Annotated in this window: 19 protein-coding genes and 1 tRNA gene; 9 read left to right on the top strand and 11 right to left on the bottom strand. The window is 64.0% G+C overall.

The features are described 5' to 3' along the window. Positions 1–10 precede the first annotated feature (10 nt). Positions 11–1,159 carry an AI-2E family transporter gene (locus QX108_RS05500; RefSeq protein ID WP_315720457.1) on the bottom strand — a complete coding sequence of 383 codons (1,149 nt, stop codon included), beginning with the start codon at positions 1,157–1,159 and terminating at the stop codon, positions 11–13. Positions 1,160–1,382: 223 nt separating this feature from the next. Here QX108_RS05500 and QX108_RS05495 point away from each other — a divergent pair, with 223 nt between their 5' ends. From QX108_RS05495 to QX108_RS05485, 3 genes are all read left to right on the top strand, one after another. Beyond that, positions 1,383–2,153, top strand: coding sequence for a gamma-glutamyl-gamma-aminobutyrate hydrolase family protein (locus QX108_RS05495; RefSeq protein WP_315779436.1), 771 nt, complete (start codon positions 1,383–1,385; stop codon positions 2,151–2,153). Positions 2,154–2,233: 80 nt separating this feature from the next. Further along, positions 2,234–2,845: a hypothetical protein gene (locus tag QX108_RS05490; protein WP_315779434.1), complete on the top strand. Its 612-nt coding sequence runs from the start codon at positions 2,234–2,236 to the stop codon at positions 2,843–2,845. Between the two features lie 726 nt (positions 2,846–3,571). Continuing rightward, entirely contained in the window at positions 3,572–4,012 is a 441-nt protein-coding gene (locus QX108_RS05485; RefSeq protein ID WP_315779432.1) for a hypothetical protein, read from the top strand. Positions 4,013–4,062: 50 nt separating this feature from the next. Here the strand turns inward: QX108_RS05485 and QX108_RS05480 are convergent, their stop codons facing one another. The 6 genes from QX108_RS05480 to QX108_RS05455 all read right to left on the bottom strand — a co-directional run bounded on the left by QX108_RS05480 (position 4,063) and on the right by QX108_RS05455 (position 9,575). Further along, on the bottom strand, positions 4,063–4,500 hold the full coding sequence (locus QX108_RS05480; RefSeq protein WP_315779430.1) for a response regulator: 438 nt from the start codon (positions 4,498–4,500) through the stop codon (positions 4,063–4,065). 13 nt (positions 4,501–4,513) lie between these two features. Then, the gene (locus QX108_RS05475) at positions 4,514–5,248 is read right to left on the bottom strand and encodes a HAMP domain-containing sensor histidine kinase (protein WP_315779428.1); all 735 of its coding nucleotides are present in this window, start codon (positions 5,246–5,248) and stop codon (positions 4,514–4,516) included. A 28-nt stretch (positions 5,249–5,276) separates the two neighbouring features. Beyond that, positions 5,277–6,200, bottom strand: coding sequence for a restriction endonuclease (locus QX108_RS05470; RefSeq protein ID WP_315779427.1), 924 nt, complete (start codon positions 6,198–6,200; stop codon positions 5,277–5,279). Positions 6,201–6,372: 172 nt separating this feature from the next. Further along, positions 6,373–7,269: an amidohydrolase family protein gene (locus QX108_RS05465; RefSeq protein WP_315779425.1), complete on the bottom strand. Its 897-nt coding sequence runs from the start codon at positions 7,267–7,269 to the stop codon at positions 6,373–6,375. Continuing rightward, a complete protein-coding gene (locus QX108_RS05460; protein ID WP_315779422.1) occupies positions 7,262–8,548 on the bottom strand; it encodes an MFS transporter in 1,287 nt (428 codons plus the stop codon). Before QX108_RS05460 ends, QX108_RS05465 begins: the two co-directional genes overlap by 8 nt. Before the next feature lie 124 nt (positions 8,549–8,672). Beyond that, complete coding sequence (locus tag QX108_RS05455) at positions 8,673–9,575, bottom strand: AraC family transcriptional regulator (RefSeq protein ID WP_315779420.1); 903 nt, start codon at positions 9,573–9,575, stop codon at positions 8,673–8,675. 201 nt (positions 9,576–9,776) lie between these two features. Here QX108_RS05455 and QX108_RS05450 point away from each other — a divergent pair, with 201 nt between their 5' ends. After that, positions 9,777–10,379 (top strand): hypothetical protein, encoded by a 603-nt coding sequence (locus QX108_RS05450; RefSeq protein WP_315779418.1) that lies wholly within the window; start codon positions 9,777–9,779, stop codon positions 10,377–10,379. 303 nt (positions 10,380–10,682) lie between these two features. Here the strand turns inward: QX108_RS05450 and glnA are convergent, their stop codons facing one another. Together glnA and QX108_RS05440 are read right to left on the bottom strand one after the other, a co-directional pair. Further along, positions 10,683–12,092, bottom strand: coding sequence for a type I glutamate--ammonia ligase (glnA, locus tag QX108_RS05445; RefSeq protein WP_006611030.1), 1,410 nt, complete (start codon positions 12,090–12,092; stop codon positions 10,683–10,685). Positions 12,093–12,318: 226 nt separating this feature from the next. After that, positions 12,319–12,657 carry a P-II family nitrogen regulator gene (locus QX108_RS05440; RefSeq protein ID WP_009027873.1) on the bottom strand — a complete coding sequence of 113 codons (339 nt, stop codon included), beginning with the start codon at positions 12,655–12,657 and terminating at the stop codon, positions 12,319–12,321. A gap of 537 nt (positions 12,658–13,194) precedes the next feature. Between QX108_RS05440 and QX108_RS05435 the strand changes: the two genes are divergently transcribed. After that, the gene (locus QX108_RS05435; protein WP_315779416.1) at positions 13,195–14,694 is read left to right on the top strand and encodes an NAD(P)H-hydrate dehydratase; all 1,500 of its coding nucleotides are present in this window, start codon (positions 13,195–13,197) and stop codon (positions 14,692–14,694) included. 174 nt (positions 14,695–14,868) lie between these two features. Here QX108_RS05435 and QX108_RS05430 read toward each other — a convergent pair whose 3' ends face one another. Together QX108_RS05430 and QX108_RS05425 are read right to left on the bottom strand one after the other, a co-directional pair. Then, positions 14,869–15,951, bottom strand: coding sequence for an enolase C-terminal domain-like protein (locus QX108_RS05430; RefSeq protein ID WP_315779414.1), 1,083 nt, complete (start codon positions 15,949–15,951; stop codon positions 14,869–14,871). A gap of 24 nt (positions 15,952–15,975) precedes the next feature. Further along, entirely contained in the window at positions 15,976–17,286 is a 1,311-nt protein-coding gene (locus tag QX108_RS05425; protein ID WP_315799388.1) for a multicopper oxidase domain-containing protein, read from the bottom strand. 173 nt (positions 17,287–17,459) lie between these two features. Here QX108_RS05425 and QX108_RS05420 point away from each other — a divergent pair. The 4 genes from QX108_RS05420 to clpX all read left to right on the top strand — a co-directional run bounded on the left by QX108_RS05420 (position 17,460) and on the right by clpX (position 21,724). Further along, a tRNA-Leu gene (locus tag QX108_RS05420) sits at positions 17,460–17,544 on the top strand. A 172-nt stretch (positions 17,545–17,716) separates the two neighbouring features. Next, complete coding sequence (gene tig, locus QX108_RS05415; RefSeq protein WP_315720450.1) at positions 17,717–19,075, top strand: trigger factor; 1,359 nt, start codon at positions 17,717–17,719, stop codon at positions 19,073–19,075. Between the two features lie 298 nt (positions 19,076–19,373). After that, complete coding sequence (locus tag QX108_RS05410; RefSeq protein WP_006611023.1) at positions 19,374–20,006, top strand: ATP-dependent Clp protease proteolytic subunit; 633 nt, start codon at positions 19,374–19,376, stop codon at positions 20,004–20,006. A gap of 443 nt (positions 20,007–20,449) precedes the next feature. Further along, positions 20,450–21,724, top strand: coding sequence for an ATP-dependent Clp protease ATP-binding subunit ClpX (gene clpX / locus QX108_RS05405; RefSeq protein ID WP_172109611.1), 1,275 nt, complete (start codon positions 20,450–20,452; stop codon positions 21,722–21,724). The last annotated feature ends 312 nt before the right edge of the window (positions 21,725–22,036 follow it).

Here is a 22,036-nt window from a genome sequence, read left to right as displayed (position 1 = left end):
GGATCGCCGCTCAGATCGCGGCCGCGGCGTCCTCGGTGGTGCGGTCGCTCTTGAAATAGTCGATCATGACCTTGGCGATCGCCATCAGCGGCAGCGCCAGGGTCAGGCCCCAGACGCCGAACACGATGCCCAGCAGGATCTGGAACGCGAACAGCGTGGCCGGCGGAATGTCCAGCGCCTGCCGCTGGATCAACGGCGTCAGCACGTAGCTTTCCATCGCGTGCACGCCGAGGAACAGCACGAAGGCGGAGGCGGCCGCGACCCAGCCCGAGGCGAGGCTCGCCAGCACCACGATGACGCCGGCGATGATGGCACCGACGGTCGGGATGAAGGCCAGCAGGCCGGCCTGGATGCCCAGGATGAACGAGCTCTGCACGCCGATGATGGCGAGCCCGATCCAGGTGACGAGGAAGACCGCGAACATCGTGGTGATCTGGGCGATCAGCCAGCGCTCCAGCGTGTAGCTGATGCGGTCGACGATCACGGTGGCCTGGTCGCGGTACTTGGCCGGCGCCAGGAACAGCAAGCCGCTGCGATAGACCGCCGGCTGCGCCGCGAAGGCAAGCCCCAGGAACAGCACGATGAAGAAGTTGCCGACGGCGCTGACGGTGCCCAGCAGCAGCTTGAAGGTCTGGCTGACGATGGCGCCGCCGGAGGAGGCCAGCGCGCTCGGCGAGGGCAGTCCGCTCGGCAGACCGTGGGACGGCGTCTGAGTCGGCGTGGTCGACCCGCCATCGGGGGCGGACGTGGCCGGCGGCGCGGCGTTGAAGTCGAAGAAGCTGGTGTCGATGCCGTTACGGTCGAGGAAGCCCTTGATGTTGCCGAGCTGCGACTTGATGGTGTCGCTCAGCACCTTGGCCTGGTCGGCGATGGTGGTGCCGCCGAGGAAGACGATGCCGACGAGAACGGCTGCGAGCGCCACGCAGACGATGACGAGCCGCGCCGGGTGGGGCCAGGGCAGCACCCGGCCGAGCAGGCTGGTCATTGCGTTGAGCGCCACGCCGAGCAGCATGCCGGAGAACAGCAGGAACAGCGCCGCAGCGTAATACCAGCTGAAGGCGAGAGCGGCCATGAACAGGATCACCCCGATTCCGCCCACGGCAATGGCCCAGGCCAGGTCGCTGCGGGCCTGGAGGCGGGGGTCTGCGGGGGCGGTCATGAGGCGTCCTTTGTGCTGATCGGCGTCCCACATTGGCGAAAACCGCTGCCGGATCAAGCGGGGCATTGGAGATCGTTGACGGGCGGACGCTGCGGGGTTGTCCGGAATTGGCATTGGGGACCCGCGCGCGCATATGTTGATCCGTGGATGCGACGCAGGCATGATTTGTGCCTGCTGGCTGATCCGAAGATCGAGCCGGCACATCAGGGAGACAACGAGGGCAATGAAGCGTCCGGTCGTCGGCGTGATCGGCAACAGCCATCGCGTCGAGAACAGGTTCACCGTGCAGATGGTGGGCGAGCGCAATCTGAGCGCCGTGGCTGAGGTTGCGGGCGCGCTGCCGCTGATGTTTGCGGGCGTCCCGGAGATCACCGACATCGGCGCGCTGCTCGACGTGGTCGATGGCGTGGTGCTGACCGGCGCCCGCGCCAACGTGCATCCGACGCGCTTCAACACCGAGCCCAGCCTCAAGCACGAGCCCTACGACGTCCATCGGGACGAGGTCGCCCTGCAACTGACGGAAGCCTGCGTCGCCCGGGGCATTCCGCTGTTCGGCATCTGCCGCGGCCTGCAGGAGATGAACGTCGCCTTCGGCGGCTCGCTGCACCCCGAGATCCGCGAAATTCCCGGCCGCATGAACCACCGCATGCCCCGGCTGGAGAACGGCGAGATCCATCCCGATCCGACCGTCATCTTCGCCGACCGCCACGAGGTGCGGCTGACCCCGGGCGGCGCCTTCGCCGGGATCCTCGGCTGCGACAGCATCAAGGTCAATTCGCTGCACGGCCAGGGCATCCTCGAGCCTGGCGACCGCGTCGTCATCGAAGGCATCGCCGAGGACGGCACCATCGAGGCCATCCGCATCGCCGATGCGCCGAGCTTTGCATTGGGTGTGCAATGGCACGCCGAATATGACCCGCAGAAGAACCCGATCAACCGCAAGCTGTTCGAGGCGTTCGGTGAGGCGGTGAGGAAGCGGCAGATCGCGGCCTGAGGTCGGGCTGAACCCGATGTCCGGCGCAGCAGACCAATGATGCCGGCCGCGTTGTTTCGCAGTCTCACAAGGGGTCACTGATGCGCCATGTCTTGATCGCTGCCATTGCGCTGGCTGTTGCCAGTCCCGCTCTTGCTCAGACCGCGCCGCCGACGGAGGGCCCGATCACCTGCACGCTGCCCGTGGCCGCGACCGATACGGCGAAGAGCCTCAAGCAGCGCTATGGCAGTGAAGCCGTGATCGAGGATCTGCCGGGTGCGGAGGGGGAGACCTACAAAGGGCTCGTGCTGTTTCCGCGCGCCGCTGACCGCCGCATCGAGGTCGCCTTCATCGAAGACAAGACCGCCACGGTGTCTGGGCTGACCCTTCGCGACACCGCCAAGACCAGCCGCTGGAGCGTGGCCGGCATTTCGATCGGAGCGAGCCTCTCCGCCGTCCAGAAGGCCAACGGCAAGCCGTTCGCCGTGGCGGGCTTCGGCTGGGACTATGGCGGCTACGTCACCGATTTCAAGAACGGCGCGTTGGGGCGCATGCTGCCTGGCGGCTGCTCGGTGACGGTGCGCTTCGGCACCGACAAGGATACGCCGCGGGCACTCTCGGGGGACGGCGTGAAAGTGTCGTCGGACAATCTGGCGCTGCTGAAGCTGGCACCGGTCGTGACGGAAATCGGAGTCAATTTCGCCGCGAAGTAGTGGAGGTCGGCCGATAATATTTTGATCCTGGTCGGCCATAGCTCCGGAGCCCATACCTGTCTCGCTTATCGACGACACGATGTTTCCAAACAGCCCACAGCAGTCCCGCGGCGCATCCGCGCCCAGGTCATGCTGCCGACATCGCCCTCGATCATGAGAGGGCGCGGGGAAGACCGGACCTCGACTGAGGCCCGTGGCCCGCCTGCGTAAAAAAATGCAGGCGGCAGGTACCACGAGTCCAGCCGGACGACCCGGCCTTCCCCGCGCGCTGGTTTTAACGGCTGCTTCGCGATCTCCCTGGGGACCGGGCTGTCTTGCCCCCATCACCGGCGAGACGCCCTTGGGCACTATCGACCGGCTTGACCTCAGCGTCGGGAGGCCAGGACCACGCGACTTGACCGTACGTCCCAGGCTCATTCGCCGGACCGCTTGCGCAGATCCCCGAGCCCGACACGTCCACCGCTCCCCGCTGCTACGCTCCGTGACGATCGGCCGAAACGTCCCTCTTCATCGCGAACGGGATGCCCGAGAAGATCGTCTTGATTTGCCCGACGACACAAGCCGGACAGCATGCGACAAACTGGCTCGACGGGCAGTTTGCGCATGCAAGGGATGCGGGAATTGCCCGTCGGGTGTGACGGGCGGTGTCGAGGATATGTCCGCGGTTGCGCCGTTCAGACGTCCGTCATATATTTTCCGAGTTCGGTGCTCGCGAAGGACATTCTCATGTCGTGCACGATCTTGACTGTGCAGGTCGATGCGAGCGTGAACGAGCGCCTGGAACGACTGGCCAAGAGCACGGGGCGGACCCGGGACACTGTCGCGGCCGAGCTGATCAACGGATCTCTCGACGTTTACGAGTGGCAAGTTGAGGGCATTCAACAGGCCATCTCGTCCTTCGATCGCGGCGAGAGTATCTCCCACAACGAAGTCAGCGATTGGGTCGCCTCCCGGGGCAGTCCAACGGACAAACCCGTGCCGGGAAGCACACCCAGGACGGTTGCCGAAGGGGGCATGACCCCGATCTGGTCTCCCGAGGCGATTGCCGATCTCGTCGCCTTGATGGCCTGCAGTGATGTACACTGTTACAAAATTTGTCCGTGGGTCGAAATAGGACCTCGACGCAAGTCGATAGACTCAACCGCAAGAGTCTCAATAGAGGACTGAGGCCTGCGCCGAACTAAAGTCAGCTAGTTGCAACCGAACTACAAAGTACTTCAAGCTGTCGGATCGTAAGCTATGACTGCCTCCAGCTCGGTCTTCACCTCTTGAGGGCGCCCCTTCATTATATAAGTGACACCGATTTTCTCTGCGATTTGCGAAACCCCGGGGTCTCTGTGAACAGAGTAAAGAACCACCTGCCGATCTCGATATCCGAGGTTGCGGGCCCTTTCGGCAAAATATAGTCCAGGGTAAGCCTTATAGTGCCGACCAAGCTTCGCAACCACCTCCTCCAGCGGCTCCAATACAGGAATATTTAGGTCGACTATAAGAGCGCGATATATCTTTCCTTCAATTAGCTTAAGTGCCTCGTTCACGTTATCAGCGGTATGAACCTTAAAGCCTTTAGCCTCAAAATAATCGACGATCCACAAAACGTTGTGCATCTCATCGTCAACGAGAACAATTTCTTGGGGGTTTGTTGTCCTAGCCAAGGTGCTCTAGTCCTCAAAGAGATCCGCCCGGTATTTTTATGAGAAATTCCAAGTTGTTCGGTAGTCGCGCTTGCATAGTAAACGTTCCGCCATGCACATCTTCGATGATGCGCGAGCATATGGCAAGTCCGAGACCTGTGCCAGAAGCCACAGCCTTTTTCGCATTGGATCCGCGGAAGCCTAGCTTCGCAAAATAGGGAACCTCAGAAACATCGATTGGGTACCGTGATTGGCTGTTTATGGATATCATAGCATTATTCGTTCCCTTCTGAAGCCATTGGTTGACAACGACCTCAGTTCCTGGGGCCCCATATTTAATGCAATTGTCAAAGATATTCATCAGCACTTGGCGAATTAGCTCTGGATGTCCTACTACTCGATTTTGTGTATTTCGATCCTTCAAAGAGATCCTGATGTTTTTAAGTGCTCCATCTTCTTGGAAAAACATTGCTGATTCAATTATCGCCTGAGGTAGAACTGTAATTCTATTCTCTGAGGGATCTAGTCGCTTGAATCCAGTAGACAGAAAAGCCAAGTTTCTCATCAGTGTTATGCACTGCTCAACCTGAGCCCGCGCTGCGCGCAATCGTTGGAGTCTTCGGTGCTCCTCTATTGTATTATTCTGCAGGTTATCGAGTGTGCCAGCGACACCATTGAGCGGATTTACGACTTGATGAACGAAATTTGCGAGCAGCGCCAAGTCGACGAAGGGCGGCTGCTCAGTATGATCGTCGGATGAATCGCTCATCGTCTCTTACCTGTGCGGCGATTTGTTTCTACCTAGACCTAACCTTAAGGCACTGGTCGTCTCGGAGGTCAATCTCGATGTCAGCCCAAACCGCGACTAGCGTAAGCAACCTGTGGCTTGCCTCGGTCAGTCGAATTAATCGCGCCCCTTCGGCTTTGACGAGGTAGAAATCGCCGTCGATTTCAACTCGTAGCGAACGGGCGGCAGCGACAAACCGAAAGACAGCAACGCAAGCTCGGAGCGCCGTGTTGTTGATGTTGATGGCATGGCTTGTGTGAAGCCAAGGATAGAGTTCATTCACGTGGTCTTGCAACAGCGGCATGAACCGTCCATGCTGAGCAAGGTGTTCAGCCCTAGTCGAAAAAAGCTCGGATAGAGCGGATGCGGCTTCTACAGCGGGGAGAGAGTCGGTGCCGACGACCGCCGACGCGTATGCAGCCTGCGTAATCTTGCTAATCTCAAGACCTATATCGACAAACTCGCCGGCAGTTGGCTGCGGCGCTTGTCGTAACCCGTATTTCGCGGCGATCGCTGGAAATTGACTTGCAATAACATCCAGCTCGTAGCCTCTCCAAACGCGAATTAGTGGCGACTTACGTTCGTTATTCCATTTGCTAATTTGAGTTTCGCAAGCGGGGGAGGGGCTAGACGTAGTAACAATCAAGAGAAAGTCCGCGCCATTTGCGTCGGCATAAGCAACTTTTCCATAAACGAGAGGCCAATCAAGCGAGGTAGCGTATCGCTTGCACTCATAGTACCAGCGCTGCTTAGCAAAGTAGCCGCTAAGATCGCGAACATACACATCGCCCTCTATGTCCCTTCCGCCGTCGGCTCCAGGGGTGCGCCACGTGAGGTTTCTAGCTCCAGACGAGCTCAGTATGTCGTATAAGAAATTCTCAAATTCGGTTGGTGAAAGATCCAAGAATGACCGAAGCAAGCCCATTGTTGACATTGTCGAGTTCCGTAGAACGGAGAACTAGCCAAATAATATCATCGCTGACAAAGTTGCAATTGATAAATGCGGTTGACGCATAAAGTGGGGCAAACTCCCGGGCGAGTCTTGCCAAGGTGGCTCCTTGCGATCGCGATACGTAGTACGTCTTCGATTAGGATGAATGATCACCTCACTCCGCTGCAAACCCATACAGCCGCTGTGCGTTGTCGGCGAGGACACGGTTGCGTGCGGCGGTCTCGGGCACCCAATCGGCCAGCAGGTCGAGCAGGTCGCCGACGTTCATCATGTGGCCGCGATGCGCCACGTGCGGCCAGTCGGAGCCCCAGACGCAGCGGTCGGGCGCCGCCTCGTGCAGGCGGCGGACGAAGGCGACCGTATCGGCATAGGGCGGTCCTTCGACCGTGTTGCGGTAGGCGCCGGACAGCTTCACCCAGGCGCCGTCGCGAACCAAGGAGACCAGCGTCTTGAAGCCGGGGTCCGCGAGCCCGCGCGAGACCGGGAAGTGGCCCCAGTGATCGATGACGATCGGCACGGAGAGACCCTCCAGCCGCGGCGCCAGCGCCGGTAGATCGGCGGCGTCGATCAGGAATTGCAGATGCCAGCCGAGCTCACGGGCAAGCGCCGCGTAGGCGTGCAACTGATCGAAGCCGATGCCGCCGCCGTAGAGGACGTTGAGGCGCAGCCCGACCACGCCGGCCTGCTGCAGCGCCGCCAGCTCGCGATCCGGCAGGCCGAGCGGGATCACCGCGATGCCACGCAGCCGTTTGGGATTGGCGCGCAGCGTCTCGACCATGAGGCTGTTGTCGGTGCCGTGGACGCTGACCTGGACCAGCACGCCATAGGTCATGCCGGTGGCATCGAGCATCGCCAGATAGGATGCGGCAGTGGCTTCCGGCGGCGTGTAGCTGCGCTCGGCCACGAAGGGGTAGCGCGGCGGCACGCCGATGACGTGGGCGTGGGTGTCGACCGCGCCCGGCGGCACGACGAACCGGGTGGCCGTGTGCGGATTCGGGTCAGGTCCCGCGCAGGCGGGAGCCGAATTGGCTTCGGCCGCGATCTCACGCATCGGCATGCAGCACCTTGCCGCGCGTCTCCGGCAGCGCGTAGGCGGCGACGAAGAACAGCGCGTAGGCGAACAAAGCGAACAGGCAGATGGCGGTGGCGAGCGAGGTCATCTGCGAGAGATAGCCGACGAGGAACGGAAACAGCGCGCCGATGCCGCGGCCGAAATTGTAGCAGAAGCCCTGGCCGGAGCCGCGCAAGCGGGTGGGATAGAGCTCGGTCAGGAAGGCGCCCATGCCGGAGAAATAGCCCGAGGCGAAGAAGCCGAGCGGAAAGCCGAGCACCCACAGCAGCTCGTTCGACAGCGGCAACTGGGTGTAGGCCGCGACGACGACCATGGCGCCGAGCGAGAACACCAGGAACAGATTGCGGCGGCCGAAGCGGTCCGCATACCAGGCGCCGACGAGATAGCCGATGAACGAGCCGACGATGAGGGCGGCGAGATAGCCGGTCGAGCTCACGATCGAGAGCTTGCGCTCGGTGGTGAGAAAGCGCGGCACCCAGAAGGTGATGGCGTAGTAGCCGCCCTGGCAGCCGGTCGCCACCAGCGAGGCGAGAATGGTGGTCTTCAGGATCGGCCCCTGGAAGATCTCCAGGATCGATGGGCTGTCGCCCGCGGCCGCGACCTTGGCGCGTGCGGCGGCCGCGACCTCCGGCTCCTTCACAAAGGCGCGCAAATACAGCACCAGCAGCGCCGGCAGGGCGCCGATCGCGAACATCCACCGCCACGCCTGATCGGCCGGCAGCAGCGAGAACAAGGCGGCTTGCGCCAGCACTGCGAGGCCCCAGCCGACGGCCCAGCCGGACTGCACGCTGCCGACGGCGCGGCCACGATATTCCGCGCGAATGGTCTCGCCCATCAACACCGCGCCGGCCGCCCATTCGCCGCCGAAGCCGAGCCCGAGCAGGGCGCGGAGCACCAGCAATTGCTCGAAATTCTGCGCGAACGCGCACAGCAGTGAGAACAGCGAAAACCAGATGATCGTGAGCTGCAGCGTACGAACGCGGCCGATGCGGTCGGCGAGATAGCCCGCTGCCCAGCCGCCGATGGCCGAGGCGAGCAGCGTGACGGTTCCGGCGAGGCCTGCGGTGCCGGCGTCGACCTTCCACAGCGCGATGATCGTGCCGATCACCAGGGGGTAGATCATGAAGTCCATGCCGTCGAGCGCCCAGCCGGTGGCGCAGGCCCAGAAGGTGCGCCGCTCGGCGACGGTCATGCCATTGTAGAAGCCGGTGAGGCTCGTATCCTCGATCGGCACCACCGTGTCTGTAGCTGTCGACATCCTCGCCTCCCATGCGCCGCTCTTGTTGAACGGTCGAGCGGCGTCAGAGTTCGCTGAAAGATCCGACGGCGTCTGTCAGAAAATCGTCAGGATCGGCGCTGCTGCGTGCAGCCTTGTCAGGAAATCACCGGCCGCCGCGCTGCATGCGGCGATAGCGGGCCGGACTCTCGCCCGTCACCGCCCGAAAGACGGCGCCGAAATGCGATTGCGAGGAGAAGCCGAGCGACAGCGCGATCTCGACGATCGGCAGATCGGAGGTCGAAAGCAGCCGGCGTGCGGCCAGCACGCGCTGCTCGACGACGAACCGATGCGGTGTCGTTCCGGTCGCCTGCTTGAAGCTGCGGAGGAAGGAGGACGGGCTCATCCCCGCCACCTCCGCCATCGCTGCCAGGGTGAGCGGGGCGCCGGGATCGGCGCGCACGAACTCCGCGATGCGCGCCCGCACCCGGTCGTCCAGCGGCGGCGCCTGCTCCGGTCCGGTCGGGCGCTGCGTCGCGTAGCGGTCCGAGACGTGCAGCGCCAGCGTGTAGGCGAACTGCTCGGCGAGCAGACGGCTCGGCCTTCCGCCATCGCCGCAGCTCTCGACCAGCCGCTTCGCCGCGGCTTCCAGCATCGGATCCTCGGTGTCCCAGGCCTGGTGCGTCAGCGTGACCGGCGCTGCGCAGCCGCGGGAGGCCGCGACCTCCTTCAGCAGGGCATCGCCGAGATACAGAATGAGCAGCGGGCCCGAGCGGACCTCCGGCACGGCATCGACCACCACGCTGCAGCCGGGCTGTCCGATCCGGAAACGCCCCGCGCTGACCGGCGCATCGCGCCGGACCGTGCCATCCTCGATCAGGACGTGGCGGCGGACGTCGTAGAGCGTGATCGCCACCGTCGGGACCGGCAGCTCGCCATACTCGTAGAGATGCGGCCCGGTGACCTCGCTGACCGCAGCGGCAAAGCCGGCTGTCGACCACAGATCGATCAGCGCCGATTGCCGTCGTCCCGTGACGCGCTCAGCATGGCGGAGGGGATTGAGCTGCATGGGGAGGGACGTCTGGCTGAATGGCTGATGTAGATTTTAGCATTGTCTTGCCGGGCTGGCGACCTCCGGGCAGGCAGGGCGCGGCGTTCTCCAGCGTCGCGGGTCGACGTCGCCTCAAGGCCGCCTGATTATCGGCAAATATTATCCGGGTGATATTTGCTGTGCAGCGGTGGTAGCGTCGCACAGGAGTGAGGAGACGCCGTGCGCAATTCCATCGTTCTCTTGATGCTGCTTGCCGCGCCGGTATCGGCGCAGACGGCGCCTCCGGCCGACGGGCCGATCACCTGCACCTCCCCGGTGTCGGTCGGCGATTCCGCCAAGAGTCTGATGCAGCGCTATGGCGGGGAGGCGGTGGTCGCGGAGGATCTCTACACTGGCGTGGAGGACATCACGTATCGAGGCGTGGCCCTGTTGCCGCAATCTCCGGACTGGCGCATCGACGTGTTCTTCGCGGATGATGCGATGACCCGCGTTGCACGATTGACGGTGCGAGATGCCAAGACCAGTCACTGGAACGTGGCTGGGGTGACGATCGGTTCGACATTGGCACAGGTTCAGAAGATCAACGGCAAGCCCTTTCTCGTCACCGGGATCGACTCGGATTTCAGCGGTTTCGTCATCAACTGGAAGGGCGGCGTGCTAGGTCGTCCGCTGGCGGGCGGATGCGAAATCGTGGTGCGCTTCGGGCAGGGCAAGGACGTCAGAGGCGCGCCCGATGGCGATCCGGTTGCATCCGACAACGCCACGATGCGTAAATGGGGACCGGTGGTCGAGCAGATCGAGGTTCGCTTCCCCGAGAAATAGCAGCTGCTGCGTTAACGAGCGGGCCTCATGGTTCGAGACGGCGCGCATCTGCCAACAGCGCTTTCACCGGATGACCTGCGCGCGCCTCCTCACCATGAGGAGATGCATCTGACACCACGCGAGATCTCCCACCTTGCGTCTTCTGCGCGAGCTCCATCTCCTCATCCTGAGGAGCTTGGCGAAGCCAAGCGTCTCGAAGGACGAGGCCCCGCCGGTCTCGGAACGAGGAGGCCTGAGACGAGGCAAAACAAAAAGGCGCCCCGCGAGGGGGCGCCTTCGTGATCCGCCGATCTTATCGGGCGATCAGCCCGAGTAGTACATGTCGAACTCGACCGGGTGCGGGGTCATTTCGAAGCGCTCGACCTCGGTCATCTTCAGCGCGATGTAGCTGTCGATGAAGTCGTCGTCGAACACGCCGCCGGCCTTCAGGAAGGCGCGGTCCTTGTCGAGGTTCTCGAGCGCCTCGCGGAGCGAGCCGCAGACGGTCGGGATCTGCTTCAGCTCTTCCTTCGGCAGGTCGTAGAGGTCCTTGTCCATCGCCGGGCCCGGGTCCAGCTTGTTCTTCACGCCGTCGAGGCCGGCCATCAGCATCGCGGCGAAGCCGAGATACGGATTGGCGAGCGGATCGGGGAAGCGGACCTCGACGCGCTTGGCCTTCGGCGAGGAGGTGTAGGGGATGCGGCACGAGGCCGAGCGGTTGCGCGCGGAGTAGGCGAGCAGCACCGGCGCCTCATAGCCCGGGACCAGACGCTTGTAGGAGTTGGTCGACGGGTTGGTGAAGGCGTTGATCGCCTTGGCGTGCTTGATGATGCCGGCGATGTAGGACAGGCAGGTCTCCGACAGGTCGGAATACTTGTTGCCCGCGAACACCGGCTTGCCGTCCTTCCAGATCGACTGGTGGACGTGCATGCCCGAGCCGTTATCGCCGTAGACCGGCTTCGGCATGAAGGTGGCGGTCTTGCCGTAGATGTGCGCGACCTGATGGATGCAGTACTTGTAGATCTGCATCTGGTCGGCCATCAGGGTCAGCGTGTCGAACTTCATGCCGAGCTCGTGCTGGGCGGAGGCGACCTCGTGATGGTGCTTCTCGACCTTGACGCCCATGCGGGCCATCGCGCCGAGCATCTCCGAGCGCATGTCCTGCACCGAATCCTGCGGCGGCACCGGGAAGTAGCCGGCCTTGGTGCGGATGCGGTGGCCGAGATTGCCGCCCTCATACTCGGTGTCGGAGTTGGTCGGCAGCTCCGAGGAGTCGAGACGGAAGCCGGTGTTGTACGGCGAGGAGCTGTAGCGCACGTCGTCGAACACGAAGAACTCGGCCTCGGGGCCGACGAACACGGTGTCGCCCACGCCCATCGACTTCACCATGGCCTCGGCCTTCTTGGCGATGCCGCGGGGGTCGCGGTTGTACGGCTCGCCGGTGGTCGGCTCGAGCACGTCGCAGGTGATGATCATGGTGGTTTCGGCGAAGAACGGATCGATCGTCGCGGTCACCGGGTCGGGCATCAGGCACATGTCGGACTCGTTGATCGCCTTCCAGCCGGCGATCGAGGAGCCGTCGAACATGGTGCCTTCGGCGAAAATGTCTTCGTCGATCATGCTGACGTCGAAGGTGACGTGCTGCCACTTGCCCCGCGGATCGGTGAAGCGGAGGTCGACGTATTTGACGTCGTTGTCTTTGATTGCTTTCAAGACGTCCTTGGCGGTCTTCATGAATACCCCTCTTGGCTTATAACGTCACGGCCCGGCGCGGGACGGCGTCCGCGGGTCATGCTCCTTAGCCTCGCACGGGGGCCAAGACAATATCGGAAACGGCAAAATGGCCGCGGTCAGGCGTCCCGTGGAGAACGCCTGCGCTGCCGTCGTGGCTGCTTTCGCAGCAAATTTTCTCTATCCGAGGCCTGGGACGGGCGACCGTTCCCAAGCCTCGGGTCTGGCGCTAGATCGCGTCCAGCCCCGATTCACCGGTTCTGATGCGAATGGCTTCCTCGATGTTGGAGACGAAAATCTTGCCGTCGCCGATGCGGCCGGTCTGGGCGGCGCGGCGGATCGCCTCGATCGCGCGCTCGACCAGGTCGTCGCCGATCACGATCTCGATCTTCACCTTGGGCAGGAAGTCGACGATGTATTCGGCGCCGCGATAGAGTTCGGCATGACCCTTCTGTCGGCCGAAGCCCTTGGCCTCGGTCACGGTGATGCCCTGAAGTCCCACTTCCTGAAGCGCCTCCTTCACCTCGTCGAGCTTGAACGGCTTGATGATGGCTTCGATCTTCTTCACTGAGCGCCTCCCGGGCATTCCGCTATAAAAAAACAGTTGGGTCATCGTCAGGCTGCGCCGATGCGCAGGTCATTCGATCATTCGTTACCGGGCCCGACATTCTCCGGCGGAGGCCCGGTGATTGACAGCCCGTCTTGCCCCGTGCCGAAGTGGCTCCACAAAAGCAGGGTCTATGCCAAGTCGTTAACGAGGCTAAATCGAACAGATATCCGGGCCTTTGGCGCTGAGCCGACGATTCCCTCAGGGAGCGTCCAGAATACCGAAGCTCGCGAATTAGGCAAACAGGTCATAAGTTGTGCAGAAGTCGGAGTGGCGTCCGCAGCCCGGCCGAAATGCCCAGGGAAAAGGCGACGACCGATCACGAGATCGGCGGTGCGAGAGGAGGCAAGCGCTCTTGGAACTTGCCTGCGGCTCTTGGAACTTGCCTGCGGGCGCGGCAATAGGAGGTGACAGGATGCGGCTGACGCGCGGGGCACGGCGCGCATAGCGACCATCGAGCAGCGGGAATGATACCGCTGCGGGGGGACATGAGCAGCAATGGAAGTCTTGACCACGAGCGAAATGGAGCGTGCCGACCGGCTGACGATCGCGGCCGGCACGCCCGGATTCTCGTTGATGCTGAGCGCCGGCCAGGCTGTCGCTGCGGCCGCCATGGATCTGGTCGAGGAGGGGCCGATCCTGGTCGTTTGCGGGCCCGGCAACAATGGCGGCGACGGCTTCGTGGCGGCGGCGGAGCTGGCCGCACGGGGCCGCGACGTCTCGGTCATCCTGATGTGCGAGCGCGACGCGCTGCAGGGGGATGCGGCCTCGGCGGCCAAAGGCTGGAAGTTTCCGGTGCTGCCGTTCACACCGCAGGCGATCGGCAAGCCGGCGTTGATCGTCGATGCGCTGTTCGGCGCCGGCCTCAGCCGTCCCGTCGGCGGCGAGCCGCAGGACGTCATCGCGGCGATCAACGCCAACGGCGCGCCGGTGCTCGCGGTCGATCTGCCGAGCGGCATCAACGGTACGACCGGCGCGGTCATGGGCATCGCCGTCAGGGCGACCGAGACCGTGACCTTCTTCCGCAAGAAGCCGGCGCATTTGTTGCTGCCGGGACGCCAGCATTGCGGCCGCGTCCGGCTCGCCGACATCGGCATCGATCCGCAGGTGCTCGACGAAATCAAGCCGCAGGCGTTCGAGAACGATCCGGAGTTGTGGCACGGCCGCTTTCCCGTGCCTGTTATCGACGGCCACAAATACGCGCGCGGTCATGTGCTCGCGGTGTCCGGCGATCTCACCGCCACCGGCGCCTCGCGCATGGCTGCGCGGGCTGCGTTGCGGGCCGGCGCCGGCCTCGTGACCTTGGCCTCGCCGCGTGATGCGCTCGCCGTCAATGCGTCGGCGCTGACGGCTGTGATGGTGCGCGCCGCCGACAGCGCGATCGAGTTCGGCGAGCTGCTCGGCGACAAGCGCTACAACACCTGCATCATCGGTCCGGGGACGGGCGTCAGCGAGCGCACGCGCGATCTCGTTTTCACCGGGCTCACCGCGCAGCGTCATCTGGTGCTGGATGCAGATGCGCTGACGAGCTTCGCCGACGCGCCGGAGCGGCTGTTCGAGCAGATCAGGATGATGGCGGACGCGCAGATCGTGCTGACCCCGCATGAGGGCGAATTCCCACGGCTGTTCTCGGACCTCAGCAACAAGAATCCCGGCCGCTCCAAGCTCGAGCGGGTGCGCGCCGCGGCCGCCCGCTGCGGCGCCGTCGTGCTCCTGAAAGGCGCCGACACCACCGTCGCCGCGCCCGACGGCCGCGCTGCCATCGCCGCCAATGCGCCACCCTGGCTCGCCACAGCGGGCGCCGGCGACGTGCTCGCCGGCATCATCGCAGGGCTCCTGGCGCAAGGCGTGCCGGCGTTCGAGGCCGCCTGCATCGGCGTCTGGATGCACGGCGAGGCAGGCGCGGAGGCGGGGCCGGGACTGATCGCGGAGGACCTGACGGAGACGCTGCCGGCGGTGTTCCGGCGGCTCTATGACCGGTTCGGGGTCGAGTATTGAGGCGGCTGTTGCCCAGCAAAGACTGTCATGCCCGCGAAGGCGGGCATCCAGTACGCCGCGGCCCATCGGTTCAATCACGGACGTCTCGGCGTACTGGATCGCCCGGTCAAGCCGGGCGATGACAGTTGTGGGTGTGGTGACGCCTGCACGTCTCGCAGGCAGTCCGAGACGAGCTCACGTCACCTGATACTTCGCCACTGCGCTCTCGTTCCAGACGAGACCTAGGCCCGGGCCTCTTGCGGTCACCTTGCCGTCGATGACCTGCAGCGGCTGTTCGAGGATGGCGCCGGCGAAATCCAGCACCTCCAGGAAATGCGCCGTCGGCGTCACCGCCAGCACATGAGCGCTCGCCTCGGGCAGGATGTGGCTCGACATCGGGATCGAGGCGGCATCGGCCTGGCCTGCGACGTTGAGCCAGCCGGTGATGCCGCCGACCTTCATCAGGTCGGGCATGATGAAGTCGGAGGCGCCGGCGGCAATGGCCTCGGCGAAGCCGCGCGGAAACCACCAGTTCTCGCCGGCCTGGATCGGGATCTCCGAACGCTCGCGTACCCGGGCGTGACCGGAGAGATTCTCCTGCGGCACCGGCTCCTCGATCCAGGTCAGATCGTAATCGGCGAGACGCGTAATTCTGCGCGTGGCCTCAGCGGGATCGAGCGACTGGTTGAAGTCGAGCATCAGCGCGATGTCGGGACCGAGCAGAGCGCGCAGCCCCTTGATCATGGCCTCGTCGGTGGCGAGGTCGCCGTGGCCGCCCTTGGTCTTGATGGCGCGAAAGCCGTGCTCGTCGCAGGCGATGCGCAAGGTGCGCGCGTCGTCCTTGGCGTCGAGCACGCCGTAGCTGTCATAGGCGGGAATGGGGCGTGCGCAGCCGCCGAGCAGCTCGACGACCGGCTTGCCGGCGATCTGACCCAGCGCATCCCAGAACGCCATGTCGAGGCCGGAGACGGCCATGCCGACCAGCCCCTGCCAGCCGAGCAGGCGGAATTTGGCGTCCATGGCCTTCATCAGTTCGAACGGCACCAGCGCCTTGCCGGTGAGCTCGCGGCCGATCTCCTCGACCAATTGCACCAGCGGCTTCAAGGCGAGCCGGGTGTAAGCGAACAGATAGGAATGGCCGGTAACCCCCTGATCGGTCGTGACGTCGATCAGCACCAGTGGACCGGCATCGATGATGCCGAAGGCGTTGCGCAACGGGCGCTTCATCGGCGTGACGACGGCGCGCGCGGTGACGCCGGTGATCGCGGCAATGGTCATGGGAGTTCTCCCTGGTTCGTTTCCTCAATCGATTTCATACCACCGGACGAGGCGCGGCGCCGCCCAGTTCGCGGCCATGCTCTCGATCAGGGAACGGCCCTGTTGCTCGGCCAGGAACGCAATGCGCTGGGTCTGGCCGGCGTCCAGGGCGAGCGTGTCCAGCCAATAGGGCTTCCAGCCATCGTCGAGCCGGTCGAGCAGCCGGAACGGCTGGCCATGCAGGTGGACCACCATCGCTCCGGCGGTCTTGTTGGCCAGAGCCAGCACGACGACGCGTCCGGGCTTGGCCCGGAAGGCGGGCGCGCTGCCGGCATTGAACTGGGTCGGTGGGCGCCAGTCAGGTCCGTCGAGTGCCAGCTCGGCGCGAACCGCCGAGCGGAGGTCGAGCTTGTCGGGCAAGCCGTTCGCGGGCAGGGGCGCCGGAGGGGGCAGGGGCGCGGCGCGCAGCGGCGGCTCGTTTGCCTGCCTCAGGCGCGCCACCGCGCGCGCCGAGGTGCCGTCGTGCAGCAGCACTTGCAGCGGCGCCTTGGCGGCGGGCATGTCGATGAAGACGTCGGTGCGGCCGCCGGGCGGCAACACCACGGCGCCGTTGCGGGCGAGGAACGGCTCGGCGGGCTGGCTGTCGATGGCCATCACCCTGACGTCCCCGAGCTCGGCGATTTTGATCGCGATCACAGCACGGTGGCAGCCATTGATGAACCGAAGCCTGACCCGCGCCTGGGCGCGCAGCGCGATCTCCGGCTGCAGCTGTCCATTGACGGTGTAGAGCAGCTCGGACTCGTTCGGGTCGGTGCCCGGTGCGATCGCCGTGCCGTCGGGCTTGAGCCGGAAGTCCTCGACCAGGAAAACCTCATCGTGGTCAATGGTTACCGCTGTGGCCTCGTCAACGATGAGAGGCAGCGGCCGGATCGGCGCGGCGGCGGCATCAGCGAGCAGCCGCAGGTCGAGGAGACCGGTCCCGGCGCGCGGGCCCGCGGCCGCGATCGTGGCGCGTCCGCCCGGTCCGACCGGCGGCTGCTTCAGCAGCGGCGTCGGCATTGCAAGGCCGCGGACGGACATCGCCGCCGGTATCGTAAGCCCGTTGGCGAAAGCGAGATCGAGCGCGCTCCCGCGCGCCAGCCGGACCACCGGGCCGCCTCCCGCAAGCTGCCAGACCCGAGCGGGGCTCCGGCCGGGGGCCAGCGGCAGGGATTCGGCCCGCGCCTCCAAGGCGACGGCCATCCGTTCGGCAGCCGGCGAAAGCTGTGGGAACGAGGTCGCCCAGGCTGCGGCAAAGCCGCCGAGCACGGCGCGGCGGCTGACCCCCTCGACGGGCTGCGTCATGCGACAAAACATTGTGCGTTGAGGGGGATGCGGATCATGTCGTTTTCCCTTATGTGTGCCGCGAGCTTGGCCGATCGGCCGGCCGCGGGTGCTTGTTGGGCCCATTTTTTTGCTGCGGACGGTTTCGCGCGTGGTATAAGCCGCGCCGCCCGCGGCATCGCGGCCGGGCTATCGATGCAGTTCACGCGGGCGTGGCGGAACTGGTAGACGCGCTGGATTTAGGTTCCAGTGACGAAAGTTGTGGGGGTTCGAGTCCCTCCGCCCGCACCAAGCGCTTCTCCGGCGTTTGCCCCAAGTTTCACGGCGCATCCGTGCTCCTGCGACAGGAGAGCGGGGGCACCGATCCCACCGGCGCAAGGCTCGTTGCCGCGCGTCGTCCACAATTGAATCAGGTGTGTTCGGATCGCAAGGGTCCGGGCCGAAGCGGAAGAAGATTGACGCCATGCAGGTCACAGAAACCTTGTCGGAAGGCTTGAAGCACGAGTTCCAGATCAGCGTTCCCGCGGCCGATCTCGACGCCAAGGCGGATGCGCGGCTGGTGGACATGAAGGACAAGGTCCGCATCAACGGCTTCCGGCCCGGCAAGGTGCCGGTGGCGCATCTGAAGAAGATCTACGGCAAGTCGGTCATGGCCGAGACCATCGACCAGACCATCCGCGACACCAACACGCAGATCTTCACCGAGCGCGGCTTCCGTCTCGCCACCGAGCCGAAGGTGACGATGCCGACCGAGGAAGCCGAGATCGAGAAGATTCTCGCCGGCCAGACCGACCTGACCTACACCGTGGCGATCGAGGTCGTTCCCGCAATCGCGCTCGCCGACTTCAAGACCTTCGCCGTCGAGAAGCCGGTCGCCGACATCACCGATGCCGACGTCGACGAGGCGATCAAGCGCCTGGCCGATGCCAACCGCAGCTATGCCGCCAAGGCGGACGGCGCGAAGGCCGCGAGCGGTGACCGCGTGAAGATCAACTTCAAGGGCACGATCGACGGCGTCGCCTTCGACGGTGGGACGGGCGAGGGCATCGACGTCGTGATCGGCTCGAACACCTTCATTCCTGGCTTCGAGGATCAGCTGATCGGCATCGGCGCAGGCGAGACGCGCACGCTGAAGGTCTCGTTCCCGACCAACTATCTGAACAACGAGCTGGCCGGCAAAGCCGCGGAGTTCGAGACCACCGCGACCGCCATCGAGGCTCCGGAGGACAAGGTCGTCGACGACGAGTTCGCCAAGACGCTGGGCCTCGAATCGCTCGACAAGCTGAAGCAGCTGATGCGCGATCGTCTCGCCGGCGAGTTCAACCAGGCGACCCGTCAGCGCGTGAAGCGCGCGCTGCTCGATCGTCTCGACGAGACCCACAAGTTCGATGCGCCGCCGTCGCTGATCGACGAGGAGTTCAACCTGATGTGGAACTCGGTCAAGGCCGAGATGGACTCCAGCGGCAAGACCTTTGCCGACGAGAACACCACCGAGGACAAGGCGAAGGAGGAGTACCGCACCATCGCCGACCGCCGCGTGCGTCTCGGCCTGGTGCTGTCGGAGATCGGCGAGAAGAACAAGATCACCGTGACCGACGACGAGGTCAGCCGCGCCGTGATCGAGCGCGCGCGCTCGATGCCGGGCCGCGAGAAGGAGGTCTGGGACTTCTATCGCAGCAACCCGCAGGCGCTCGCGCAGCTGCGCGCGCCGATCTACGAGGACAAGGTCGTCGACTTCATCCTCGAACTCGCCAACGTGACCGAGAAGAAGGTCTCCAAGGACGAGCTGTTCAAGGACGACGACAGCGACAAGGCGGCCTGATCGGGCCACCGTCGGTCGGGTTTGCGACATCAGCGCATGATTAAGGTTGACCGGCGAAAGCGCCGGTCAGCTTTGTTCCGGCGCTGGCCGCCGCGGCGGGAATCAGCTTGAACAGGACAACGACCTCGCTTGCGGTTGGCCAGGATATCCGGTCTTGTCACCGGGAAATTGGTCCATATCTGTGGGCTCGGTCTTGAAGTTCTGCATCACGGGGCCACTGTCCGTCGCTGCTCGCTGAACGAGCCTCACCTGCGGCGGCCAGTCGTCTTCAACTGCTGGTCCAACCCTTGGGTGATTCATGCGCGATCCCGTCGAAACCTATATGAACCTTGTGCCCATGGTGGTCGAGCAGACCAACCGCGGTGAGCGCGCCTACGACATCTTCTCGCGCCTCCTGAAGGAGCGCATCATCTTCGTGACCGGTCCGGTCGAGGACGGCATGGCGACGTTGATCGTCGCGCAGCTGCTCTTCCTCGAGGCCGAGAACCCGAAGAAGGAGATCGCGATGTACATCAACTCGCCGGGCGGCGTGGTGACGTCGGGCCTCGCGATCTACGACACGATGCAGTTCATCCGCCCGGCCGTATCGACGTTGTGCACCGGCCAGGCGGCCTCGATGGGCTCGCTGCTGCTGTGCGCCGGCCACAAGGACATGCGCTTCTCGCTGCCGAACTCGCGCATCATGGTGCATCAGCCGTCCGGCGGCTTCCAGGGCCAGGCGACCGACATCATGCTGCATGCCCAGGAGATCCTGAGCCTGAAGAAGCGGCTCAACGAGATCTACGTCAAGCACACCGGCCAGCCCTACAAGGCGATCGAGGATGCGCTGGAACGCGACAAATTCCTCACGGCGGAAGCCGCCCAGGAGTTCGGCCTGATCGACAAGGTGCTCGACAAGCGGCCGGAAGATCCGGCGGCGATGGGCAAGTGAGCCAACAATAAGCGAGGCGGGGCCCGATGCGCGGGCCTCGGGATGCAACGGCGGCTCCTTTGCCGGCTTCGGCTGGGAAAGGTGCTGAGGTAGGGTCTCAAAAGGGCCGCAACCCTGCCGTGCAACCGGCAAACAGGCGTGGCAAACCCGCAACGTTCAGCCGATTTCGCGTGTTCTTACCGTGTCAAGCCCCAAAATCACGGTAATGTCACGGTCTAGGGTCTGTCCTCCGATTAGCGAATTCTTGATAGTCGGATGACAGCATGATTGGCTAGAGTGTCCAGTTATGGATCGTGGGGGATTCGCGTAGGCCGTGGGTGCACGGCGGGTGAAGAACAAGGTCTTAATTTTGGTACGAAATTTGCTCTTTCACCAATCTGGACCGGCCTTTGCCGGATCGGAGCGAACGAGCGGACAAGAGCGAACCGCGGACGGAGACAGGAATGAGTAAGGTCGGCCAGGGCGATGCCAAGAACACGCTATATTGCTCGTTCTGCGGTAAGAGCCAGCACGAAGTCCGCAAACTGATCGCAGGTCCAACCGTCTTCATTTGCGACGAGTGCGTCGAGCTCTGCATGGACATCATCCGCGAGGAGAACAAGTCCTCGCTGGTCAAGTCGCGCGACGGCATTCCGACCCCGAAGGAGATCTGCAAGGTTCTCGACGATTACGTGATCGGACAGAACCATGCCAAGAAGGTGCTGTCGGTCGCCGTGCACAACCACTACAAGCGGCTCAACCACCAGACCAAGCACTCCGACGTCGAGCTCGCGAAGTCGAACATCCTGCTGATCGGTCCGACCGGCTCGGGCAAGACGCTGCTCGCGCAGACGCTCGCCCGCATCCTGGACGTGCCGTTCACGATGGCGGATGCGACGACCCTGACCGAGGCCGGCTATGTCGGTGAGGACGTCGAGAACATCATCCTGAAGCTGCTGCAGGCCGCCGACTACAATGTCGAGCGTGCGCAGCGTGGCATTGTCTACATCGACGAGATCGACAAGATCAGTCGCAAGTCGGACAATCCTTCGATCACCCGCGACGTGTCGGGCGAGGGTGTCCAGCAGGCGCTGCTCAAGATCATGGAAGGCACGGTTGCGTCGGTTCCGCCGCAGGGTGGCCGCAAGCATCCGCAGCAGGAATTCCTGCAGGTCGACACCACCAACATCCTGTTCATCTGCGGTGGTGCGTTCTCCGGCCTCGAGAAGATCATCTCGGCGCGCGGCCGGTCGACCTCGATCGGCTTCGCCGCCCAGGTGCTGGCGCCGGAAGACCGCCGCACCGGCGAGATCTTCCGTCACGTCGAGCCCGAGGATCTGCTGAAGTACGGCCTGATCCCGGAGTTCGTCGGCCGTCTGCCGGTCGTGGCGACGCTCGAGGACCTCGACGAGAACTCGCTGAAGAAGATCCTGACCGAGCCGAAGAACGCGCTGGTGAAGCAGTATCAGCGGCTGTTCGAGATGGAGAACATCGAGCTGACCTTCGCCGACGAGGCGCTGGGCGCAGTGGCCCGCAAGGCCATCGAGCGCAAGACCGGTGCGCGCGGCCTGCGGTCGATCCTCGAGAGCATTCTGCTCGAGACGATGTTCGACCTGCCGGGTCTCGAAGGCGTCGAGGAAGTGGTCATCTCGCGCGAGGTGGTCGAGGGCACCGCCCGTCCGCTCTACATCTACGCCGATCGTTCCGATCGCGCGGTGGAAAGCAGCGCCAGCGCGTGACGCGCGCTGGTACGATAGACAGACGACCACGATTTGTTAGATCGGCGACAGCTGCGGACATCATGTCCGCGGCGTCGCAGCGTTTCAGTACCCCGCCGCGTAAAGCCATTTTTGGCGGGCGTTTACCGATACTTGACACCCCCCGGGTCGATAGCCACCTAATGTCGCGTGGCGATACAAATCTCAATCCCGGGATTCGCCTCATCAAACGATCCGAAACAAGCGGGCGATATCGACGCGTCGGTGAAGTCCGGATCAGATCGCACCTTGTGGCGGTTGCGCACGATGGCGGACTGCGTGCAAGGGGGCTAA

The sequence above is a fragment of the Bradyrhizobium sp. SZCCHNR1002 genome (genome assembly GCF_032381435.1).
Classification (GTDB): Bacteria; Pseudomonadota; Alphaproteobacteria; order Rhizobiales; family Xanthobacteraceae; genus Bradyrhizobium; species Bradyrhizobium aeschynomenes.
The sequence above is the reverse complement of the archived record's forward strand: the minus strand, read 5'-3'. Positions and strand labels throughout refer to the sequence as shown.